The 21,935-nt window shown below is 61.1% G+C and carries 23 protein-coding genes; 16 read left to right on the top strand and 7 right to left on the bottom strand.

Translation table 11 applies throughout. The features are described from left to right. Positions 1 to 3: 3 nt before the first annotated feature. Genes sdhD through AC13F2_RS14255 form a run of 4 tightly spaced genes read left to right on the top strand, consistent with a single transcriptional unit; the run spans position 4 to position 4,404 of the window. On the top strand, positions 4 to 390 hold the full coding sequence (gene sdhD, locus AC13F2_RS14270) for a succinate dehydrogenase, hydrophobic membrane anchor protein (RefSeq protein ID WP_103023683.1): 387 nt from the start codon (positions 4 to 6) through the stop codon (positions 388 to 390). Further along, the gene (gene sdhA / locus AC13F2_RS14265) at positions 390 to 2,219 is read left to right on the top strand and encodes a succinate dehydrogenase flavoprotein subunit (protein ID WP_196846001.1); all 1,830 of its coding nucleotides are present in this window, start codon (positions 390 to 392) and stop codon (positions 2,217 to 2,219) included. Before sdhD ends, sdhA begins: the two co-directional genes overlap by 1 nt. Further along, entirely contained in the window at positions 2,219 to 3,532 is a 1,314-nt protein-coding gene (locus tag AC13F2_RS14260; protein ID WP_482965595.1) for a M20/M25/M40 family metallo-hydrolase, read from the top strand. The genes sdhA and AC13F2_RS14260 overlap by 1 nt, the downstream gene beginning before the upstream one ends. A gap of 8 nt (positions 3,533 to 3,540) precedes the next feature. Next, on the top strand, positions 3,541 to 4,404 hold the full coding sequence (locus AC13F2_RS14255) for a glycoside hydrolase (protein ID WP_482965594.1): 864 nt from the start codon (positions 3,541 to 3,543) through the stop codon (positions 4,402 to 4,404). Here AC13F2_RS14255 and AC13F2_RS14250 read toward each other — a convergent pair. The 3 genes from AC13F2_RS14250 to AC13F2_RS14240 are packed head-to-tail and all read right to left on the bottom strand — an operon-like array spanning position 4,401 to position 5,632. Next, positions 4,401 to 4,760, bottom strand: coding sequence for a peptidylprolyl isomerase (locus AC13F2_RS14250; protein ID WP_482965593.1), 360 nt, complete (start codon positions 4,758 to 4,760; stop codon positions 4,401 to 4,403). The two genes, AC13F2_RS14255 and AC13F2_RS14250, sit on opposite strands and share 4 nt — an antisense overlap. After that, positions 4,750 to 5,046 (bottom strand): peptidylprolyl isomerase, encoded by a 297-nt coding sequence (locus AC13F2_RS14245; protein WP_482965592.1) that lies wholly within the window; start codon positions 5,044 to 5,046, stop codon positions 4,750 to 4,752. Before AC13F2_RS14245 ends, AC13F2_RS14250 begins: the two co-directional genes overlap by 11 nt. Before the next feature lie 25 nt (positions 5,047 to 5,071). Then, positions 5,072 to 5,632 carry a peptidase S14 gene (locus AC13F2_RS14240; RefSeq protein ID WP_482965591.1) on the bottom strand — a complete coding sequence of 187 codons (561 nt, stop codon included), beginning with the start codon at positions 5,630 to 5,632 and terminating at the stop codon, positions 5,072 to 5,074. A gap of 151 nt (positions 5,633 to 5,783) precedes the next feature. Between AC13F2_RS14240 and AC13F2_RS14235 the strand changes: the two genes are divergently transcribed. Together AC13F2_RS14235 and AC13F2_RS14230 are read left to right on the top strand one after the other, a co-directional pair. Continuing rightward, positions 5,784 to 6,170 carry a BlaI/MecI/CopY family transcriptional regulator gene (locus AC13F2_RS14235; RefSeq protein WP_482965590.1) on the top strand — a complete coding sequence of 129 codons (387 nt, stop codon included), beginning with the start codon at positions 5,784 to 5,786 and terminating at the stop codon, positions 6,168 to 6,170. Continuing rightward, complete coding sequence (locus AC13F2_RS14230) at positions 6,167 to 7,852, top strand: M56 family metallopeptidase (RefSeq protein WP_482965589.1); 1,686 nt, start codon at positions 6,167 to 6,169, stop codon at positions 7,850 to 7,852. The genes AC13F2_RS14235 and AC13F2_RS14230 overlap by 4 nt, the downstream gene beginning before the upstream one ends. Before the next feature lie 68 nt (positions 7,853 to 7,920). On the opposite strand, the gene ypfJ is transcribed toward AC13F2_RS14230, so the two are convergent. Next, positions 7,921 to 8,772, bottom strand: coding sequence for a KPN_02809 family neutral zinc metallopeptidase (gene ypfJ, locus AC13F2_RS14225; RefSeq protein ID WP_482965588.1), 852 nt, complete (start codon positions 8,770 to 8,772; stop codon positions 7,921 to 7,923). Positions 8,773 to 8,859: 87 nt separating this feature from the next. Here ypfJ and AC13F2_RS14220 point away from each other — a divergent pair, with 87 nt between their 5' ends. The 5 genes from AC13F2_RS14220 to AC13F2_RS14200 all read left to right on the top strand — a co-directional run bounded on the left by AC13F2_RS14220 (position 8,860) and on the right by AC13F2_RS14200 (position 13,247). Next, positions 8,860 to 9,615, top strand: a complete 756-nt coding sequence (locus tag AC13F2_RS14220) for a 3-hydroxybutyrate dehydrogenase (protein WP_301642993.1) — start codon at positions 8,860 to 8,862, stop codon at positions 9,613 to 9,615. Between the two features lie 6 nt (positions 9,616 to 9,621). Further along, on the top strand, positions 9,622 to 9,963 hold the full coding sequence (locus tag AC13F2_RS14215; RefSeq protein ID WP_482965587.1) for a hypothetical protein: 342 nt from the start codon (positions 9,622 to 9,624) through the stop codon (positions 9,961 to 9,963). 69 nt (positions 9,964 to 10,032) lie between these two features. Continuing rightward, entirely contained in the window at positions 10,033 to 11,496 is a 1,464-nt protein-coding gene (guaB, locus tag AC13F2_RS14210) for an IMP dehydrogenase (protein WP_103023693.1), read from the top strand. Between the two features lie 3 nt (positions 11,497 to 11,499). Further along, a complete protein-coding gene (locus AC13F2_RS14205; protein ID WP_482965586.1) occupies positions 11,500 to 12,672 on the top strand; it encodes an RsmB/NOP family class I SAM-dependent RNA methyltransferase in 1,173 nt (390 codons plus the stop codon). 68 nt (positions 12,673 to 12,740) lie between these two features. Beyond that, complete coding sequence (locus AC13F2_RS14200; protein ID WP_196846012.1) at positions 12,741 to 13,247, top strand: tetratricopeptide repeat protein; 507 nt, start codon at positions 12,741 to 12,743, stop codon at positions 13,245 to 13,247. A gap of 1 nt (position 13,248) precedes the next feature. Here the strand turns inward: AC13F2_RS14200 and AC13F2_RS14195 are convergent, their stop codons facing one another. Both AC13F2_RS14195 and AC13F2_RS14190 read right to left on the bottom strand, forming a co-directional pair. After that, complete coding sequence (locus tag AC13F2_RS14195; protein ID WP_301642989.1) at positions 13,249 to 13,722, bottom strand: RNA pyrophosphohydrolase; 474 nt, start codon at positions 13,720 to 13,722, stop codon at positions 13,249 to 13,251. After that, complete coding sequence (locus tag AC13F2_RS14190; RefSeq protein WP_482965585.1) at positions 13,719 to 14,669, bottom strand: alpha/beta hydrolase; 951 nt, start codon at positions 14,667 to 14,669, stop codon at positions 13,719 to 13,721. Before AC13F2_RS14190 ends, AC13F2_RS14195 begins: the two co-directional genes overlap by 4 nt. A 176-nt stretch (positions 14,670 to 14,845) precedes the next feature. Here AC13F2_RS14190 and AC13F2_RS14185 point away from each other — a divergent pair, with 176 nt between their 5' ends. The 4 genes from AC13F2_RS14185 (at position 14,846) to AC13F2_RS14170 (ending at position 19,817) form a co-directional block, all read left to right on the top strand. Next, on the top strand, positions 14,846 to 16,813 hold the full coding sequence (locus AC13F2_RS14185; protein ID WP_482965584.1) for a 2-oxoacid:acceptor oxidoreductase subunit alpha: 1,968 nt from the start codon (positions 14,846 to 14,848) through the stop codon (positions 16,811 to 16,813). Next, a complete protein-coding gene (locus AC13F2_RS14180; protein WP_221598305.1) occupies positions 16,810 to 17,844 on the top strand; it encodes a 2-oxoacid:ferredoxin oxidoreductase subunit beta in 1,035 nt (344 codons plus the stop codon). Before AC13F2_RS14185 ends, AC13F2_RS14180 begins: the two co-directional genes overlap by 4 nt. Positions 17,845 to 17,950: 106 nt before the next feature. After that, positions 17,951 to 18,541 carry a hypothetical protein gene (locus AC13F2_RS14175; protein ID WP_482965583.1) on the top strand — a complete coding sequence of 197 codons (591 nt, stop codon included), beginning with the start codon at positions 17,951 to 17,953 and terminating at the stop codon, positions 18,539 to 18,541. A gap of 247 nt (positions 18,542 to 18,788) precedes the next feature. Further along, positions 18,789 to 19,817: a metal-dependent hydrolase gene (locus AC13F2_RS14170; RefSeq protein WP_482965582.1), complete on the top strand. Its 1,029-nt coding sequence runs from the start codon at positions 18,789 to 18,791 to the stop codon at positions 19,815 to 19,817. Here the strand turns inward: AC13F2_RS14170 and AC13F2_RS14165 are convergent. Then, the gene (locus tag AC13F2_RS14165; protein ID WP_196846018.1) at positions 19,732 to 20,487 is read right to left on the bottom strand and encodes a phosphatase PAP2 family protein; all 756 of its coding nucleotides are present in this window, start codon (positions 20,485 to 20,487) and stop codon (positions 19,732 to 19,734) included. The genes AC13F2_RS14170 and AC13F2_RS14165 overlap by 86 nt on opposite strands. 41 nt (positions 20,488 to 20,528) lie before the next feature. Here AC13F2_RS14165 and AC13F2_RS14160 point away from each other — a divergent pair, with 41 nt between their 5' ends. After that, positions 20,529 to 21,920 carry a cryptochrome/photolyase family protein gene (locus AC13F2_RS14160; protein ID WP_482965581.1) on the top strand — a complete coding sequence of 464 codons (1,392 nt, stop codon included), beginning with the start codon at positions 20,529 to 20,531 and terminating at the stop codon, positions 21,918 to 21,920. Positions 21,921 to 21,935: the final 15 nt, after the last annotated feature.

Genomic DNA, 21,935 nt, shown 5'->3' with positions numbered 1-21,935 from the left:
CCCATGGGTAACGGAACCTCCATCGGACGCGTGCGCGGGCTGGGCTCGGCACACGAAGGCGCGCATCACTGGCTGCTGCAGCGCTTCACCGCGATCGGCAATCTGGTCCTCGCACTGTTTCTGGCGGTCAGTCTCGCGCTGCTGCCGAATTACAGCTTCGCCACTGTCACGGGCTGGGCATCGCAGACGCTGCCCGCCACGGCACTGGCGCTGCTTATCATCTCGGTCTTCTGGCACGCACGCATCGGCTTGCAGGTGCTGATCGAAGACTATGTCCACGACGCCGGAACCAAGTTCGGCGTCCTCGCCCTTCTCAACCTTGCAACCATCGGCGGCGGCGCGTTCGGCCTTGTTTCGATAGCACGCCTCGCCCTTGGAGGAGCCGCCTGATGGCTTTCAATCAGACTTTCAGCATCAACGGACGCGAATATCCGATCACCGATCACACGTATGACGTGGTCGTCGTGGGCGCGGGCGGTTCGGGCTTGCGCGCTACCATGGGTGCAGCCGAAAGTGGCCTCAAGACCGCGAACATCACCAAGGTCTTCCCGACGCGTTCGCACACGGTTGCCGCGCAAGGGGGCATCGCCGCCAGCCTGGGCAACAACACGCCCGACCACTGGCAGTGGCACATGTACGATACCGTCAAGGGTTCCGACTGGCTCGGGGATCAGGACGCGATCGAATACATGGTCCGCGAAGCACCGCAGGCGGTTTACGAGCTGGAGCACGCCGGTGTGCCCTTCAGCCGCAACGACGATGGCACGATCTACCAGCGCCCCTTCGGCGGTCACATGCAGAACATGGGCGAAGGCCCTCCGGTGCAGCGCACCTGCGCCGCGGCAGACCGTACCGGTCACGCCATGTTGCACGCGCTGTACCAGCAGAGCCTGAAGTACGACGCGGATTTCTTCATCGAATATTTCGCGCTCGACCTGATCATGAAAGATGGCGTCTGCGTCGGCGTGATCGCCATGTGCCTCGACGACGGGACGATCCATCGTTTCCGTTCGAAAGCCGTGGTTTTGGCAACGGGTGGTTATGGCCGCTGCTATTTTACTGCGACCTCCGCGCACACGTGCACCGGTGACGGTGGCGGCATGGTGCTTCGCGCTGGCTTGCCCTTGCAGGATATGGAATTCGTACAATTCCATCCCACGGGGATTTACGGTGCCGGCGTACTGATCACCGAAGGCGCACGCGGGGAGGGCGGTTATCTGACCAACTCCGAAGGCGAGCGTTTCATGGAACGCTACGCCCCGAGCGCGAAGGATCTGGCCTCGCGCGACGTCGTCAGCCGTTCGATGGCGCTCGAAATGCGTGAAGGCCGCGGTGTGGGTCCGGAAAAGGACCACATTTTCCTCCATCTCGACCATATCGATCCGACCGTCCTGGCCCAGCGCCTGCCTGGCATTACCGAAAGCGGAAAGATCTTCGCCGGTGTCGATCTGACCCGCGAACCGCTGCCGGTTACGCCGACCGTCCATTACAACATGGGCGGCATTCCCTGTAACTTCCACGGCGAAGTAATGGCAGGCGATACCAGCGATCCCGAGAAGATCGTCCCCGGTCTGTTTGCAGTGGGCGAAGCAGCCTGCGTGTCGGTGCACGGCGCCAACCGGCTCGGCTCGAACTCGCTGATCGATCTCGTCGTCTTTGGGCGTGCTACTGGCCATCGCCTGAAGGAACTGATCAAGCCGGGTACCAGCCACGACGAACTGCCGAACGACAGTGCCGATCTCGCCCTGACTCGTCTCGACCATTTCCGTTATGCCGATGGCAGCACCCCGACCGCCAAGCTGCGTTCGGATATGCAGAAGTCGATGACTCGCCACGCGGCCGTTTTCCGCGACAGCAAGCTCCTGGCTGAAGGCGTCGAGGAACTGACGGCGATCAACAAGCGGATGGAAGACGTGAAGGTCTTCGACCGCTCGCTGATCTGGAACAGCGATCTGATCGAAACGCTCGAACTCGACAATCTCATGGCACAGGCGAACGTGACCATGGCGAGTGCGGAGAACCGCAAGGAAAGCCGCGGCGCGCACGCTCACGAAGACTACCCCGATCGCAACGATGCCGAATGGATGAAGCACACCATTGCCTGGTTCGACGGCTGGGGCGGCAACGGCGGCGGCGTGAAGATCGACTACCGTCCGGTCCACGAATATACGCTGACCGATGACGTGAAATATATCGAACCAAAAAAGCGGGTTTATTGATGCGAGCGAGGGTGGTGGCATTCGCCGCGGGTGTCGCGGCGTTCGCCGCCGCCCCCGCTGCCGCGCAACTCCAGCCCGCAGAGCAAGCTATCGTTGCAACCGTCGAGGACGGGTTCGAAAGCGATGTGGCGCTGCTCGAAAAGATAACCTTGATCAATTCGGGTTCGCATAATCATGCGGGGGTGAAGGCGGTTGCCGATGCGCTCATCCCGGAATTCGAAGCGCTTGGCTTCACGACCGAATGGATCGACCAATCGGCCAATGGGCGAGCGGGGCATCTGTTTGCGCGCCATGAGGGTGCGGCTGGCACCACGAAGATGCTGCTTATCGGGCATCTGGATACCGTGTTCGAGCCCGATTCTCCGTTCACCGGCTTCGTTCGCGAGGGTGACACTGCGGTCGGCCCCGGCATTCTGGACGACAAGGGCGGGATCGTCGTAGTCATTGCCGCTCTTCGCGCTATGAAACAGGCCGGCACGCTCGACGATGCCAATGTCGTCGTCGCGCTGACAGGGGACGAGGAAGATGCCGGTGAACCGCTTGAAGCGGCGCGCAAGGATCTGGTCGAAGCGGGAAAATGGTCTGATGTAGCGCTCGGCTTTGAAGGCTTGTCGATCCGCGACGGCAAGGACATGGGCGTCATTGCGCGGCGATCATCCGGTGGCTGGACGCTGACCACCAGCGCGAGAAGCGGCCACAGTTCGGGGATATTCTCGGAGTACGCAGGCTATGGCGCGATTTATGAAATGGCCCGTATTCTCGATACGTTTCGCAGGGAGCTGGCCGAGGAAGATCTGACCTACAATGTAGGCTTTATGGCCGGCGGCACGCCGGCGCATTTATCCGAAGACGGCCTCTCTGCCACCACCAGCGGCAAGACGAACATCATTCCCTCGACCGCGGTAGCCCGCGGCGATCTGCGCGCTTTGACGCAGGAACAGAACGAGCGTGTAGCCGAGAAAATGCGTGCTATCGTTGCCGACCACCTCCCCGGAACCGAGGCGCAGATTGCCATCGAGTTTCGCTATCCCCCGATGGCACCGACCGAAGGTAACCGTGCGTTGCTGGACAAGCTCAATCTGATCAACGCAGATTTGGGTCGCGAAGCGATGCAACCTTATCCCCCTTCGCTTCGCGGGGCCGCCGATATCAGCTTCGTTGCACCCTACACCGATGGGCTCGCGGGAATGGGACCGGCCGGCACCGGAAGCCACGCGGAAGGTGAGACGATCGAACTGCGCTCCATCATTCGGCAGGCACAGCGCACAGCCATTCTGATGAGCCGACTGTCTCAGGAACGTCCCGACGATTAGGCGTGGCAATGCGGTTTCTCGCCACTATCGTTTCTGCGGCGCTGCTGACGGCCTGCGCAACGATCGCAGGCGCGCCGCCCGCGCGGCTTGCGGCGGATCCGTTCTACCGCAAGCACGTGGACGCGGCGGGCATACCTATCCTCTCCTCCGCCCGTGTCCCGGATGCGGCACTTTTCGCGGCACGCGACATGGTCCGCGGCATGCTCGCTCACCGGCCCGATCTCGCGGCATGGCTCGTTTCCAACGATTATCGCATCGCGCTCATTTCCCGCGACGAAGCGCTGCTTGATTTGCCGGAAAATGCGGCCTGGACCAAGCCGGCCCGTGACGACCCGCGCCTGACCCGATGCGAACTGAAGCATTACGATGAACGGATTGGTTCGAAGACCGATCGGGAATATTGGGACGAACGGGCCCGCGGGATCGGGGGCGAACGCATGGTCGGGTCCGAAGAGGACGTCTTGGGCCTGCCGATAAGCCGGTATTGGGGGGAGACGATCTTCGTTCACGAATTTGCCCACAATGTGCTGTTCGCGATCGAGGGTGCAGATCCGGGCCTTTATGAAAGGGTCACGGAAGCCTACGCAAATGCCTTGGCAAACGACCTGTGGTTTGAGGAGTACACCACCACGACGATGCAGGAATATTGGGCGGAAGGAACGCAGTTCTGGTTCAATTCGAACCGTCTCCAGGCCTTCGATGGACGCCGGATACTGAACGCTCGCGATCTGGCCGATTACGATCCGCAGCTCTATGCGGTCCTGGCCGAAGCTTACGGCGACAGCCACGAACTTGAGTCGGACCCATTCTACATGCATCCCGCCCGAGTCCCTCCGGGGCCGCCTCCGCTAAACACCGCTGAGGTGTGCTAGTCGGGCTGGGTGGCTTCTACGCGGCGCATATCCACGATTTCGACAGGCTCTGCCAACAATTGCCCCTTCATCCAGCCCTCTCCCTTTTCTGGGTCGGGCGGCAACTCATGGATCGCCTGCACGACATCCATACCGTCCACGACATAACCGAAGACGGCGAAGCCCAGCTGAAGATTGGGATCGGATGAGGTGGGATCGGCATCGAGACCCGTCTGGTCCTTTATCATGATCGAGAAGTCGCCCGTGGCCGTCCCGGGATCGTAGCGCGCCATCGATAGTGCGCCATTCGTGTGGCTCAGTCCCGTCTGGCTGGTCGGCTCATGTGCGATCGGATCAAGGACTCGATCAGGGTCCATCTGCGTGCCTCCCTGCAACAAGCCGTTGGGGGGCACCCCAATCGAGGTGCATTGCGCGGTAGAAATGCGTGCCGGCGAACCGATCCTCGTCGACATAGCGGAGAAAGTTTGCCGCGGTGACCGGCGCTCGCTCGGTCTCGATCGATACCGTGACATCGCCCATCGTGGTCTCGATCAGGACGAGTTGCGTGGCATACTCACGGCTTTCTACCTCCGGCTCGCTTTGGGCGAAAACCGGAGACGTAACCAGTAGAGCGGCGGCGGCGAGGGCGAATCGACGGATCATGCCGTCAGCATGACATGGTGGCCTGTCAGATCACACCCGCAATAAGGCCGCGCTCCGCGGCTTCCTTGCATCCGATGTACCAATTGTCCGGCGCCTTGTCGCGGACCTCCTCGAACTCGACGTCGGCCCCGTCCACGATCGCGCGGAAACCCTGTTCCTCGATGGCGATCGAATGTTCGATTTCGTTCAACGCTGCTTTGAGCTGCGCAATGCAGCTTTTCAGCGGCCCGTTCAGCTGGATCGTCTTCGCAATCTGGCGCTCGTGCAGAAGGAGCGAGGAATCTTCGGTCATGTAGCGGCATTCTACGGGAAATCCGGCCATGAATGTCGCGCCCGCCGAATAGACAGCGGATTTTCCGAGGAAGTAGATCGTCCGACCCGCATTGCGGAGGAGGCGAACGTCGTCGGCCATCGTTCTCGCGATCTCCGGATTTCCGCCCAAGGTCGTCAGCGCAATCACGAGCAGACCTTCTGTCGGTGCCGCGCTCAGCTGATCGCGGAATTCGGCATACATGGCCTCGTCGACACTACCGACAAGACGCAGTTGCGGCGCGGCAAGAATGGCATTTCGATCGTCGTCGTTCATCGGGTCCGGTTTCCTATTGGTCGAGTATCCTCCCCAGCGCACCGCGGGGAAGGTGGTTCCAGACCGATGATCACACGCAATCGAGTGTTTACATACGTAATCGAAGGCGGTACATACTTTGGGACTACAGTTAGACTAATGGGAGCAGGCAATGTCCAGGCGCAAGGATACCGGTGAGCGGATCAGCGATGCCGAGCACGCCATTATGGAAGTGTTGTGGGACAAGAACCCCGTGTCCGCGACCGACGTCTGCGATGTCATTTGTGATGAACGCGACTGGTCGATCGCTACGGTAAAAACTTTACTTAGTCGCCTGGTTCAGAAAGAGGCTGTCGGCACCGAACCCGACGGACGCAAATTTCTATATCGCCCGCTGATCGAACGCTCCGATTACGTCGGAGGCGAAAGCCGTCGCCTTGTCGATCGACTATTCGGTGGCCGTGCAGCTCCACTGTTTGCGCAACTTGCGGAAAGCGAAGCGCTGACCGATGACGATCTTGCCGAAATCGAGGCGCTCTTGAGGGAGATGCGCAAATGACCGAACTTGTTCGCGATTATTGGGAACTGTTCCTTTTCGATACGCTGTTATGGACCGGTGGTCTCATCGCACTGGCGCTGCTTTTGCGCCGCCCCGTGGCAAAGCACCTTGGCGCGGGCGCGGCCTACGCCCTTTGGTTTCTGCCACTCGCGCGGCTGCTATTTCCACCCGTGACCCTTCCGGCATGGATGCGGCCTGCCTCGTCCGAGAGCGAGGCACTGATAGAGCCTGTCCGGTCGGGGCTGGTTTCTGCACCCGGTGCGGACGTCGGCTTTTCCTACACCGAATTCGTCGCGCCGGCGATGCCGATGCCGGCGAGCTCTCCCATCGATTTCGTGGTTCCGTTGGTGATAGTTTGGCTGGTCGGCGCGGCGATCTTCATGGGCCGTCGCTTCTGGCTCTATGGCGAATTGCGCCGGGAACTGCTCGTGGATGCGCGGCCGGTGGGTGAGTTGGGCAATATCCGCCTCATCGAAACGCCTGCGATTTCAGGTCCCATGGCTTTCGGCGTGCTAGACAAGGTCGTAGCGCTTCCCGACGGCTTCATGGTCAGCCGCGAACGGCAGGTCCGCGATCTCGCTATCACGCATGAAGTGGCCCACCATCGCGGACACGACATACTTGCAAACATGCTGATCCAGCCCCTGTTTGCCATGCACTGGTTCAATCCGCTCGGCTGGATGGGCTGGACGGCCATGCGCCGGGACCAGGAAGCGTTCTGCGACGCCCGCGTAGTCGCCAGTCGCAGCCGTGACGAACGGGCGGCCTACGCGTCGGTCATCGCCGACTATGCCCGCCGCTCCGGGCCTGCCCCGCGACCAGCTCTGGCTGCGCCGATGGCCTGTCCGGTGCTCGGCGACAAATCGATCATTCATCGCCTGCGTAGTCTGCCGATGACGGACCATTCGCGCCGGCGCCGCCTGGTGGCACGCGGCACGGTCGCGGCTGCTCTGGTCGCTTTGCCAATGACTGCCAGCGTCTACTATTCCGAAGCCATTGCTGCGCCCTCCACCAAATCGCAGATTCCCGCTTCTCCGCTTTCGCCAGCTGCACCTTCGGCGCCTCTGCCGCCGCAAGAGGTTGCGGCAGCCGAATCTGGCGATCGCACGGTCCGCATTGAGCGCGTGGATGACAACGGCAATGTGACCGAGCGGCGGACTGTGCGTTACGGCGATAGTGAATGGTCCGAAATGACCGCGGGCGACGATCACCAGGCAGCCATGGCAGAACATGAAGCGCGAATGGCCGAACTGGAAGCAGACCGTGCAGAGCGGAACAGCGAGCTGCAGGAGCGCCTGAGCGAGCAGCGCGAACTTCGGATAGAGGCCGCAGAGCTTGCTCGCGAGCGGGCAGCAGAAGCGCGCGTCAATTCCGAAATGCGGGTCGCAATGGCATCGGCCACCGCGGCAGGCGTGCAGGCTCGCGCAGTAGCTGCGCGTGCCCGTGCTTCGGCGCCGCGCGTCGTGAACCAGTGCCGCGGTTACGATGCGCCGGTTACATCGGTCACCGACGCTCAGGGCCGCACCACCATGTATGTTTGCGAAGAATATGGCGATCGCATCGCACTCAAGGCGCTGAAGGCTGCTCGGCAGGCACTCGCCATCGAGCGCAACCTTTCCGATCGTCAGCGCGCAGAAGCGCTGCGTGAACTCGACGCCGAAATTTCCGAACTTTCGCGCTAGGTCCCCACAGGCGCGTATACGAAGGGCGCGGTCATTGTGCCGCGCCCTTTTTGACTTTCGAAGTGAGGTCAGCCTACGTTCGTGATGCGATCGCAGGCCCGGTCATCACCTTGCAGACCCATGCGCAGCGCGTCGCTGCGTTGCTTGCTGGTGCCGTGGGTGAAATTTTCAGACGAGACCCGTCCGCCCGTCAGCCGATCGTCGCCGATCGCGGCCGCAGCGTTCATGCCTTCTTCGATATCGCCCGGTTCGATCAGATCGCGATTCTTCCCGGCCCATACACCCGCGTAACAATCTGCCTGCAATTCCATCAGCACCTGAAGCTGGTTCGCCCGGCGCGGGTTCTGCTGCTGAAGGCTGCGCATTTGGTCGGAAATGCCCGTTATCGTCTGGATATGGTGGCCGTATTCGTGGGCGAGAACGTAATAGCGGGCAAAATCCCCGCCAGCGCCCAACTGCCGTTCCAGCGTGTCGTAGAAACTCGTATCGATATAGATTGTCTGGTCTGCCGGGCAATAGAACGGGCCGACTGCCGAAGATGCATTTCCGCATCCTTTCGTACGGACGCCGCCGCCGCCGAACAGGTCGAGCGTAGGCTCTTGGAAATCGTATCCTTGATCACGGAAGGTCTGGGACCACGTCGTGTTGAGCGATGTCAGGGCATTGCACGCTTCGGTCGCATACTCGCTGCTGGTGCAGACTTCCTGCTCATTGGTATTGGCCGGCCCAGCCTGCTGCTGGCCTTGCTGCACGCTCTCGACCATTCCTGCAGTCTGCATCGGGTCCAGTCCGAAAACGAAATAGCCCAGCGCCGCGATGATAATAGTGCCGCAACCGATACCGCCCGCCTTGCCGCCGGGCACGCCTCCGCCGCTCGATCGGACATTGATATTGCCGGTATCGAAAGGATTGAGCCGCATCCGTTCCCCCTGTGCTGTCGGCTTTACAGCGCTCACTATGTGCGCGATGGCCTGAATCGATATTCCCTATAACGGCCGGAGGTTCAAATGTTTCTCGATGGTAAGCGCGCACTCGTCACCGGGTCGACCAGCGGCATCGGCCTCGCGATTGCACGGGCGCTCGCAGCCGAAGGCGCAAGCGTCGTACTCAACGGCTTCGGGGACGATAGCGAGATCGCGAAACTGTGCGACGAGCTGGGCGCAACTCACAGCGGGGCCGATCTGACCGATGTATCGCAGATCGAAGCGATGATGGAAGAAGCGGGCGGGGTCGACATCCTCGTGAACAATGCCGGTATGCAGCATGTTGCACCGGTGGAAGATTTCCCGGTCGAAAAGTGGGATACGATCATCGCGCTGAACCTGACCGCCGCGTTCCATACCACGCGCCTCGCAATCCCGGGGATGAAGGCGAAGCGCTGGGGCCGTATCATCAACACGGCGAGCGCCCATTCCAAGGTCGCAAGCCCGTTCAAGAGCGCCTATATTTCAGCCAAGCACGGGCTGGACGGCCTGACCAAGACGGTAGCGCTGGAAGTGGCGGAGCACGGCGTGACGGCCAATTGCATCAGCCCCGGCTATGTTTGGACACCGCTCGTCGAGAACCAGATTCCGGACACGATGAAGGCGCGCGGCATGACACGCGAGCAGGTTATGAACGAGGTGCTCCTCGCCAAACAGCCGACGAAGAAATTCGTTCAACCGGCGGAAATCGGCGCGATGGCTGTGTTTCTGTGCCGTGACGAGGCGCAGAATGTAAACGGCGCCAACTGGAGCGTGGATGGCGGCTGGACGGCGGACTGACAGATCGTGTCTTTGTCACTCACCGCTTTCCTCGCCGCGGCTTTCGCGTGCCTCCTGGTCAGCCTGACTGCAATGGTGCTGGCGCTGCGCGAACCCGGGCTCGCACTGAAGCCGTTGTGGATGGTTCTCGCCTTCGTCGGGGTTGGAGGTGCGGTAACGGTCTGGTCGACGCCAGAGGAAGTGTACTGGTTCTTCGGAATCGCATTGCCGACCGTGTCCTTCTCGACTGGTGACGGAAGCTGGGAACCAGTGTTGATCCGGTTTCTATTCCCTGTCGGAGCTTTGCTGGTGCTGGGGCGCCTGTACTGGCATCGCCGTAGCAGCTCGGCAGGGAGCCACTCGGCCTGAGCCACTAGCGCCCGCAACAAACCGTCGTTACATGGGCCGCCACATTTCCTCCGGCAGGCGATTCTCTACGTGGCACATCTCGACATTCCCCTCGGTCTTACTTTCGACGACGTACTTCTTGTACCGGCGGAGAGTGAGATCCTGCCATCCATGGCCAATACGACCACGTGGCTGACGCGCGAAATCGCATTGAATATCCCCGTCATCTCGTCCGCGATGGACACGGTGACGGAAGCCGACATGGCCATCGCCATGGCGCAATTGGGTGGGATCGGCGTTCTTCACCGCAATCTCGAGGTCGATGAACAGGCCGCCGCTGTTCGCGCTGTAAAGCGGTATGAAAGCGGCATGGTGGTCAATCCCATCACGATCCACCCGGATGCAACGCTGGGGCAGGCTCAGGAAATCATGGCCAAGCATCGCATCAGCGGGATCCCTGTCACGGATCGCAGCGGCAAGCTGGTCGGAATACTGACCAATCGCGACGTTCGTTTCGCGGAAAATCCGCGCCAGCCTGTCAGCGAACTGATGACTACCGAAAACCTCGCTACCGTGCCGCTCGGCACCAGCCAGGAAGAAGCGCGCAAGCTGCTTCACCAACGGCGCATCGAAAAGCTGCTGGTTGTGGACGATAACGGGCGCTGCGTTGGTCTGATCACAGTCAAGGATATCGAGAAGGCCGTGGCCTATCCCGATGCAACCAAGGATGCGACCGGGCGCCTGCGCGTTGCGGCAGCCACCACTGTTGGCGACAAGGGTTTCGAACGCACCGAAGCGCTGATCGATGCCGAAGTGGACGTTGTCGTCATCGACACGGCCCACGGCCATAACCGCGATGTCGCTCGTTCGGTCGAGCGTGTGAAGAAGCTCTCCAACAGCGTTCAGGTCATTGCCGGCAATATTGCCACGGGCGAAGCGGCCAAGGTGCTTGCCGGCGCAGGTGCCGATGCCGTGAAAGTGGGCATCGGCCCCGGCTCCATCTGCACCACGCGCGTCGTGGCCGGTGTTGGCGTACCCCAGCTGACCGCGATCATGGATTGCGTGGAAGAAGCAGAAAAGCTCGGTGTGCCTGCCATTGCCGATGGTGGTCTGCGCACCAGCGGCGATGCAGCGAAAGCGCTTGCCGCAGGTGCTTCGACTATCATGGTCGGATCGATGCTCGCCGGAACCGAAGAGGCCCCGGGCGAAACCTTCATTTATCAGGGGCGCAGCTACAAGAGCTATCGCGGCATGGGCAGCGTCGGTGCGATGGCGCGTGGCAGCGCCGATCGCTATTTTCAGGCGGACGTCAGCCAGCAGAAGTTGGTACCCGAAGGGATCGAAGGCCAGGTGCCCTACAAGGGCCCCGCAAGTGCTGTGATCCACCAGCTCGTCGGCGGAATAAAGGCGGCCATGGGGTATACCGGCAGCGCTTCTATTGAGGACTTGCGCAAGAATGCAAAATTCGTGCGCATTACCAATGCGGGCCTGACCGAGAGCCATGTCCACGACGTGGCGATCACTCGGGAAGCGCCGAACTATCCGACGCGATAGGCCATGACCCCCGCCGCACGGGTTCAGACTTCGATCGAGTTGCTCGACAGCATCATCGAAGCCGCGCGCAGCAAAGGCGCGCCGGCCGATCGCATCCTTGCGGAATGGTTCCGCAACAATCGGTTCGCCGGATCGAAAGATCGCCGTGCCATCCGTGAACTGGTGTTTGCCGCTATCCGCGCCTGTGGCCCGATGCCGGTAAGCGGGCGATCCGCTATGCTGCGCCTCGGCGAGGTGGATGAGAACATTCCGGCTCTATTCGACGGATCGAACTACGGGCCCGCGGCCATTCGCGACGGGGAAAGCGCCGCCGCGGGCGGGGTTGCCCCCGAATGGCTCGAACAGCGTTTGGCTGCATCCGATGTGACAGGTCAGGAAACAGAGGCTCTACTCGAACGCGCGCCTCTCGATCTGAGGGTCAATACGCTCAAGGCCGACCGCGCCACTCTGGAGCTTCCGGAACCTGCCAGTACCACCGCGGCGCCGAACGGGTTGCGGGTGGAACCGGGTACCCAGGTGGAACAATGGTCGGCATTTCGCGATGGTGCGATCGAAGTACAGGATACGGGTTCGCAACTCGCCTGCATGGCAGTCGCGGCGCAGCCGGGCGAAACCGTAATTGATCTTTGCGCTGGCGGCGGCGGCAAAACGCTCGCTCTTGCTGCCGCGATGGATAATCTGGGCCGTCTCATCGCCTCGGATACGGACCGCAATCGCCTGTTTCGCCTTGCCCCGCGCGCCGAGCGGGCCGGGGCGACGAACATTCAGATGATCCTGCTAAATCCGGCGCAGGAACTTGATGCTCTTGCAGATTTCACAGGGCAGGCGGACGCGGTCCTGATCGATGCGCCGTGCTCGGGCACCGGCACCTGGCGGCGCAATCCCGAAGCCCGCTGGCGTCTCGACGAAAAGGAACTGGCCCGCCTTACCGACATCCAGTCCTACCTGCTCGATTTGGCGGTGAAACTCGTCAAGCCTGGCGGTCGGATCGTGTATGTCACTTGCTCCCTCCTGGACGAAGAGGGGGCGGGGCAGTTCGATGCCTTCCTTGGCCGCCACTCCGAACTTCGGGCGAAAGAGCTGCCCCTTCCTCTTGGTCGTCCCCGCGGGAAAGGAATACGCCTCTCTCCGTTTCATGATGGCACCGACGGTTTTTTCATCGCCTGTGCAGAATGAACATGTTAGCCATACCGATTATGGCTGATACGCCGCCCATTGGACGGAATACCCCGCTGGAGACTCTCATGCGTTTCGCACCCGCCGCCGCTGCCCTTTCGCTGGCCCTCGCCGCAACTTCGAGCGTGGGTTGGGCAGATCAACGCGAACCGGCTCAGCGCGCCGCGGTGCTTATCGCGGAAGGGGAAGCAGCTCTCGCGCAGAACGATGTGCAGGGCGCGATCGATGCGTATGAAGCCGCGCTCGCCGTCGATCCCGGTTACACGCCGATCCTCCTCCATCTCGCCGAAGCCGCGCGTGCGGACCAGTTGCAGGGGAAGGCAATCCGTTATTACCGCGAAGCGCTAGACCGTGATCCGCGCAATCTCGCTGCCCTTGCGGGCGAAGGCGAGGCGATGGTTGAAAAGGGCGCGGTCGAAAAGGCCAAGGGCAATCTGGCCAAGCTCCAATCGATGTGCGGCCAGAACTGCGCCGAAACCGAACAGCTTTCCGCCAGCATCGCCGCCGGTCCGCCCAAGCGCGTTCAGACGGCCGAAGTAGTGCTGCCCGAAGACGGGGCGACGCAGCAGAACTGAGCTAGACCAGCTCGCGAAAGGCATCGACCACGGTGCGGTAGACGCGTTTCTTGAACGGAACGATCAGCTCCGGGAGCTGCTCGGGTTCGACCCATTTCCAGTCACAGAATTCGGGCGGATCGTGCGCTTCCAGGTCGATATCTTCGTCCGCGCCGGTGAAGCGGGCGAAATACCAGACCTGTTCCTGCCCGCGATATTTCCCGCCCCACAGCTTGCCGATCAGTTCTTCCGGCAGATCGTAGCGTATCGGTTCATCCATCGCCTTCAGGATCGTAACGTGCTCGGGCCTGGCGCCGGTTTCTTCACCCAGCTCGCGCAAGGCGGCATCCTTCAGGTCTTCGCCCTCATCGACGCCGCCCTGGGGCATTTGCCACCAGTCGCCTTCCTTGTTGTCGATGCGGCGGCCGACGAACACCTTGCCATCGCCATTCACCAGCATCACCCCCACGCAGGGTCGGTACCCGAGTTCGCTCACCTGTAACGCTCCACCATCAATTTCACGGCATCGAGGAAGGCCTCGAGATCGGTCTGGCCGCTCGGTATCGCTTTTCGCAGCGTCGTAAAGCCATGGATCATGCCGGGGAACTCGAGAAAGACCACTTCCGTGCCGAGTTGCACCAGGTGTGCGGCGTATTCCCGGCCGGAATCACGCAGCGGATCGAGCCCCGCGGTACACAGAACCGTCGGCGGTGTATTGGAACAGTCGCCTACCATGGGGGTGTGACGCGGGTCGTTCGCATCGCCTTTGTACTGGTCGGTGAACCACGCCATCGCCGCGCCTGTCAGAAGAAAGCCATCAGCAAACAGCGAGAAGCTCTTATGCTTCGATACGTCGCTTGCCACCGGATATATCGGTGCCTGGACGATCACCGGAACAGCTGCGGGATCGCGCATAAGCTGGTTGGTGGTGACGATCGTCAGGTTGCCGCCCGCGCTGTCGCCGGTAATGATCAGCCCGGTAATTTCGCGCTCCAGCTCGTCCGGCGATGATGCGACCCAGCGTGCTACCGCTTCGCAATCGTCGGGCGCAGCGGGGAAGGCATGTTCGGGTGCAAGGCGATAATCGACCGATACCACCGGCAGGTCGAGATGATGCGAAATCTCGGTGCACAGCGCGTTGTAGACGTCCAGATCGCCGATCACGAAGCCGCCACCGTGGATGAAAATCACGCAAGGGCTGGGGCCTCGTTCGGCCTTCACGTCGTAGAAACGAATGGGAACCGGGCCGGCAGGTCCGGGGCAGGTCAGATCCTTCTGGACCGCCATCGCGCGCGGTTCTGCTTCGGCTACTGCGCTCATGGCGCGCATCTGGGCACGGCCTTCGTCGGCACCGACTTCTTCCACGCCCTTTCCGCCCATCTGTTCGAGCATGTCGAGGAACCCGCGCACATCGTCGCGGACATAATGTTCGGTATCGGCCATCGGTATCTCTCCCACTTGCGTTGCGTTTCGGGACTTAGCCTGTTCACAGCGCTTTTCCATGCGTCTTTTTTGGCCTAGCAGAGAAACTTCATTGCGAGAGGATGGGGTGGGGCCTAGGTGGCGCATCCCAGAAGAAACGGCACCGCAAACTGGCGGTGCAGACAAGGAAGATCCGGATGGCGACAGTCGCCCCGAATGACGCCGACCTGACCCAGGACGGCCTCCCCGCAAACCCCGAAAGCGTTGTCGTGCGCTTCGCCGGCGACTCTGGCGATGGCATGCAGCTGACCGGCGGGCAGTTCACTCTGTCGACTGCGCTGGCCGGCAACGATTTGGCAACCTTTCCCGATTTTCCGGCAGAAATCCGCGCTCCTCAAGGGACGCTGTTCGGGGTTTCGGCATTCCAGATCAATTTCGGCAGCCGCGAAATTAACACTGCGGGCGATGCGCCCGATGTGCTGGTCGCGATGAACCCCGCCGCGCTCAAGGTGAACCTCGCAGCGCTCAAGCCCGGTGGGCTGGTTATTGCCGACACCGGTGCCTTTACCAAGCGCAACCTCGACAAGGCGAAATACGATGCCAATCCGCTGGAGGATGGCAGCCTGGCGAAGTTCGACGTGCTCGCCTTCGACATCAGCGAAAAGACGATCGAGGCGGTCAAGCCCTATGGCCTCGGCAACAAGGATGCGCTGCGGTCAAAGAACATGTGGACGCTCGGCCTTGCGCTGTGGATGTTCGATCGCCCGCGCGAGCCGATCCACGACTGGCTGAGGGGCAAGTTCAAGTCCAAGCCCGATATTGCCGACGCCAATATCGCCGCCCTCGACGCGGGCCATGCCTATGGCGAAACGGCGGAACTGTCCGGCCCGCTTAAACAGCTTCATATCGAACCTGTGCCCAGCGACCCCGGTCTCTACCGGACCGTCACCGGTGCCGAAGCCGTCAGCCTCGGCCTCGTCGCAGGCGCGCAGCTTGCCGAATTGCCGATGTTCTTCGGCGGCTATCCGATCACCCCTGCTTCTGCGATCCTGCATCATCTGGCACGGCTCAAGGAATTCGACGTCACCACCTTCCAGGCGGAAGACGAGATCGCCGCGATCTGCGCCGCCATCGGCGCGAGCTATGCTGGCAGTCTCGGCGTGACCTCTTCGTCAGGTCCCGGCATCGCGCTCAAGGGCGAGGCGATGGGCCTTGCCATCATGACCGAACTGCCGCTGGTCATCGTCAATTCGCAGCGCGGCGGCCCGTCCACCGGCCTGCCGACCAAGACCGAGCAGAGCGATCTCTATCAGGCGGTCTATGGCCGCAATGGCGATGCACCGATGCCGGTGATCGCCGCCAGCAGCCCGGGCGATGCTTTCGAATGCGCGATCGAGGCCTGCCGGATCGCGGTGCAGTACATGACCCCGGTTATGCTGCTGACCGACGGTTACATCGCCAATGCCGCCGAACCGTGGAAGGTGCCTGATCCGGCCGATTTCGCGCCGTTCCCGGTCGAATTCCTCGATCAGCCCAACGACGGCGAGAATTTCCTGCCCTACAAACGGGACGGGAAGGGCGCACGCCCCTGGGTCAAGCCGGGCACACCGGGGCTGATGCATCGCATCGGCGGGATCGAGAAGCACGAACTGACCGGCAATATCGATTATTCGCCGGACAACCACCAGCGCATGACCGATGCGCGCAAGAACAAGATCGACGGGATTGCGAAGGAGCTGGCCCCGCAAGACGTCACTCTCGGCCCGGACGGCGACGATGCCGGCGGCAAACTGGCCGTGGTCGGCTGGGGTTCGACCTTCGGCCCGATCCGCCGCGCGGTCGACAATTGCCGCCGCAAGGGTATGGACGTCAGCCACATCCACGTCCGCCACATCTGGCCGATGCCTTCGAACACCGGCGAACTGCTACGGAAATACGACAACATCCTCGTGCCCGAAATGAACACCGGCCAGTTCAAGACCGTGCTGCGCGACCAGTTCCTTGTCGATGCTACGCCGCTGACCAAGACCAGCGGCCAGCCGTTCCAGATCGCCGAACTGGAAGAAGCGATCAGCAAATATTTCGACGGTATTCCGGATAATGAAGGCGGTCAGGTCCTGGTCAATGACGACCAGTTGCCGAGCCCCGATGGAGGCGCAGAATGAACGCTCCTGTAAAGATCGAAACCACGCTCAAGGACTGGGAAACCGATCAGGAAGTCCGCTGGTGCCCGGGTTGCGGGGACTATGCGATCCTCAAGGCCGTGCAGCGCACATTGCCGCAACTTGGCGCGGATCCGGCGAACACCGTGTTCATTTCCGGCATCGGCTGCTCCAGCCGTTTCCCCTATTACGTCGAGAGCTACGGTTTCCACACCATCCACGGCCGTGCACCCGCTTTCGCGACCGGCGCCAAGCTGGCCAATCCGGATCTCGATATCTGGCTGGTGACCGGTGACGGCGATGGATTGTCGATCGGCGGCAATCACTTGATGCATGTTCTTCGCAGAAACGTGAACATGCAGATCATGCTGTTCAATAACGAAATCTATGGTCTTACCAAGGGTCAGGCTTCGCCGACCAGCCGGGAAGGGACCAAGTCGCCTTCGACCCCCATCGGCAGTTACGATCATCCCGCCCGTCCAGCCGCCTTCGCGCTCGGTGCGGGTGCGCGCTTCGTCGGGCGCGGGTTCGACGTGTCCAAGAACCTTCCCGATGTGCTAAAGGCGGCCCATGCCCATCAGGGCGCTGCCTTTATCGAGATTTTCCAGAACTGCATCGTCTACAACAAGGATGTGTTCAACGACTTCGCTGCACCCAAGGGCGCAGAAGATCAGCAACTCTGGCTCGAAAACGGCCAGCCCATGCTGTTCGCAGGCGGCGCCAAGGGCATCGCCCTGAACCATGACACTCTCAGCCTCGAAGTGGTCGATGTGACTGATGGCGATTGGGAAGCGGCGAAGGTGATCGTGCACGATGTCACCAATCGCTCGATCGCGCATATGCTGGTCGAAATGCCGTTCGGTCCATTCCCGATGGCGCTCGGCGTGCTTTATGACGATCCGCGTCCAACCTTCGAAGCTGCCGCTATGGCCGAAAAGGCTGCGGCGAGCGAAGGCAAGGAAGCCAATCTCGCCAAGCTGCTCGGCAAGGGACAGACCTGGACGGTGAGCGGCACGGCTCAGGACCCGGTCTGAAACCGCTTCGGCAGAATATTGCTTTAATATGAACGATTAGCCTCCTGTCCCGTTGGGAAGGTGAAGACGTCGCGTTTTGCGACGATCTCTAGAACAGGAGGACGTTTTGAAAAATCTCACTATTCTCGCCCTGACCAGTGCTGCCCTGGCCCTTTCCGCCTGTGCGGATAACGACGCCGATGAGACGGCCGTTACCGACACACCCGAAATGGCGACCGAAACGGGCATGATGGCAGATGACGCGATGCCAGTGGGCGGCGAACTGTCCGAAAATCAGCAGACTGCATATGATGCCATGGACCGCCAGGCCGTGAGCGACGAATATGACGCCAATCGCGACGCGGAAATGGCCAGCGCGAGCGAAAGTGACAGCAGTCCTTCTATGGACGCGTCGCAGTCCAGCGATGATGCGAACGTGAACCCGATACCGCCGCGCTCGGAAATGGATTTTGCCTATCTTGACCGTAATTCGGACGGGAAGCTGTCGGTTGCGGAATATGCGATCTGGGCTGTACCCGCCAACCCTAATACCCCTGTTTCCGACGATCAGACCAAGCCATACATTACGACGGCACAGATCAACGAAGCGGGACAGACATTCTTCTACTTCGATGAAGATGGCGACAGCTACCTCAGCGACGGCGAATTCTCGGCTGCCCGGGACAGTTCGCGCACGCCGGGTTCTTCCAGCATGTAAATATTGAATCGAAGCCGATTTACTGCGGGGCGGCGATATTTCGTCGCCCCGTTTTGTATCTTTCCTACTTGCAGCGTACCAGTTACGCGCTTGGATATGGTTTTCTTTCAATCATGTTCTGGCGAATATGTCCGTCAGGGGAGGGCTCGTGCGTCCAAATTCGGTGGGGGGCATTCCTGCATCAGGACTGTGTCAACTCCGTCAACCTGTGGCGGGAAAATGTCCGCGAATCTTGATCTGAACGCCGATGGATAATCTGACGCACAGCCTGGTCGGGGCATTGCTCGGTCAGGCAGGTCTCAAGAAGAAGACGGGTCTGGCCATGCCCGCACTGATCATCGGCGCGAACCTGCCTGATGTGGATGCGGCCTGTTTTTTCTGGCTCGATGGTGTCGAACATCTCGGCTTTCGCCGTGGTATCACCCACGGTCCGCCCGCCTTGGTACTTCTGCCACTTATCCTCGCCGGATTGCTCTGGGGCTTTGATCGCTGGCAGGCAAAGCGTGGCAGTCGGCCAGCCGCGCGGCGACCGGTGAATTTCACATGGCTTTATCTGCTCAGTCTTATCGGTTGCTTGACGCATCCGGCGTTCGACTGGCTGAACTCATACGGCATTCGCCTGCTCGAACCCTTCAGCCACCGCTGGTTTTACGGCGATACGCTGTTCATCATCGATGTGTGGTTGTGGGCTCTTATGGGCTTCACCCTGTGGTTTTCGCTTCGCCGTGAGAAGCGCTGTGGAAACTGGATGCGGCCCGCCCAATTGGGGATAGTGATCGCACTGGCCTATATCGGCGGCAACTGGGCTACGTCGCGTTCCATGAGCGAACTCGGCAATCTCAACGTCGCTTATGGCAAGCCGATCGCTTCACCGGTCCCGTTCGCATTCTGGCAAAGGGATATCATCTTTCCCGATCCCACTGGCAGATATGAAATCCTGCCGCAATTTTCGGGGCCGTCCGCCAGCCAGAAGGTGGAACGTCTGGGTGATGTATACCTTCCGTCCTGTCAACTGGCGGAACTGGCGAAGACCGACAGCCAGGTCGGTGCATTTCTGTTCTGGTCGCGCGCCCCTTTTATCGAGCAGGGCAGCGACGGCTCTCTGACCTTACGTGATGCAAGGTTCACGGACCCGCGCGCCGCCGGTCGCTTTTCCGTTCCGCTGCCGCAGGAGGTATGCAGCAGCTATTTCAACGAACGGTTTGGGGGCTCGGCTCCCCCAACTCGTGATCCGCCACTGCCCGTACCGGACGATATAGCAGCGCGGCAGCCGTGAACGCCCAGGCAGCACCGCCCATCCATCCAGCAACGACATCGCTCGGATAGTGCACGCCAAGCATCACGCGGCTCCAGGCGATCATGGCAGATATGATCATCGCGGCGCCAACCAGTGTATAGCGCACCGAATGCCGGTTGCTGAGCGACGCGAAGGCCAGCGCCATACCGATATAGATCATGGCCGATCCGAAGCTGTGCCCGCTCGGGAAACTGTTGCCGCCAGCCTCGGTCAGGTGTGGCACGATTTCCGGGCGTGGCCGCCCGATCAGCCATTTCATGACATTGTTGAGCATCCAGCCAAGAAAGACGGTCGCCGCGAACAGGAACGCCTCGCGTCGCAAGCTCAGGAACAGCAATGCCGTCACCGCGCCGATCACTATCAGAGTGCTCAGGAAGATGCCGCCCAGGGAAGTCACGTCGCGGACTGCCTCGTGGATGCGTGGACTGCCGACGGGTTCCAGTGCGGCGCCGGTACGATACAGATGAAGGCCCCACTCATCGAATGCGCCGGTTTGTGCATGTGTGACCAGATAGACCATGAGCGCCCAACCGACCCACAGTATTGCTGCCGCCAACAAGGCTTTGCCACGGTCGATCGTGAAGCCGCGCTCCGGCAGAACAACAGTTTCGGCGGCCAGATGCTCGGAATCGTGAATGATGTCGCTCATGCAGTCAGGAACAAGCGCGCCGTGATCCGGGTTCCGCAGGCATGAGTTCTGTTCAGATTGTGTGGCTTCGGCGCGACTTGCGTCTGGCCGATCAGCCCGCTTTCCACGCCGCCGCCCAGGCCGGTCCGGTCGTCCCGGTCTATGTTCTGGATGACGATCGGGCCGGGGACCATGCCTATGGCGGGGCGAGCAGGGTCTGGCTGCATCACTCGCTCGATAGCTTGGCGCGCAGCTTGGGAGCGCATCGTTCGCGCATCGTGCTGCGCCGGGGTGATGCACCGCAGGTGCTCGCCGCGTTGGCCGACGAAGGGGGCGCGGCCTGCATCCATGCAATGCGCCATTACGAACCCTGGTGGAAAGAGGCAGAGGACGAACTGCGCGATGCGCTAGGAGACGATTGCAAGCTCTGTCTCTACGACGGCAACTATCTTCTTCCCCCTGGTAGTGTGACAACCGGTTCGGGGAGCCCGTACAAGATCTATACGCCCTTTTCGAAGGCGATGCTTGACGTCATGCCGCCGCGCGATCCGTTGCCGGAACCAGGCACGATTCATTCGCCCGATAGCTGGCCGGACAGTGCCGATCTGCAAGACTGGAAGTTGCTGCCCGCAAAGCCAGACTGGGCGGGCGGGATCAGCGATTTCTGGGATTTTGGAGAGGCCGCAGCGCACGATCGGCTCGATTGGTGGGCCGACGAAGTGGCCGACTACGACGAGGGGCGGAACCTGCCTTCACAGGACATTACCTCCCGCCTGTCGCCGCACCTTCACTGGGGCGAGATCAGTCCGGCGCAGGTGTGGCACAAGCTCAAAGATAAGCGCTCCGACGGATGGCGTACATTTGCGAAGGAACTGATCTGGCGCGATTATGCGCAGAACGTGATCGATCAATTCCCCGACTATCCGCGCGAAAGTTACCGCGATTACGACGAGCGGAAATTGTGGCGCAACCCGGACGCGGGGCACCTGATCAATGAGGATCTGGAATGCTGGCAGAAGGGCATGACCGGTTATCCGATCGTCGATGCCGGCATGCGACAGCTTTGGCAGACCGGCTGGATGCACAACCGTGTCCGGATGATCGCGGCAAGCTTTCTGGTGAAACACCTGCTGATCGATTGGCGGTACGGAGAACAATGGTTCTGGGACTGCCTCGTCGATGCGGATTACGGCAACAACGGCGTCAACTGGCAGTGGATTTCCGGTACCGGGGTGGACAGCAATATGTTCGTGCGGATCATGGCGCCGCTCACGCAAAGCGAGAAATTCAACTCTGCAGATTATATCCGCGAGTATGTGCCCGAACTGGCCGACCTGTCCGACGATTGTATTCACGATCCGCCCGATGAAAAGCGCAGAGATTATCCGGCCAAGATGATTGGTCACAAGGAGGCGCGCGAACGGGCACTGGAGGCATATCGCGCGGCCAAGTGATGCTTGAGCGGGACG

This window comes from Qipengyuania sp. L-5Y, from assembly GCF_056859455.1.
The sequence above is the reverse complement of the archived record's forward strand: the minus strand, read 5'-3'. Positions and strand labels throughout refer to the sequence as shown.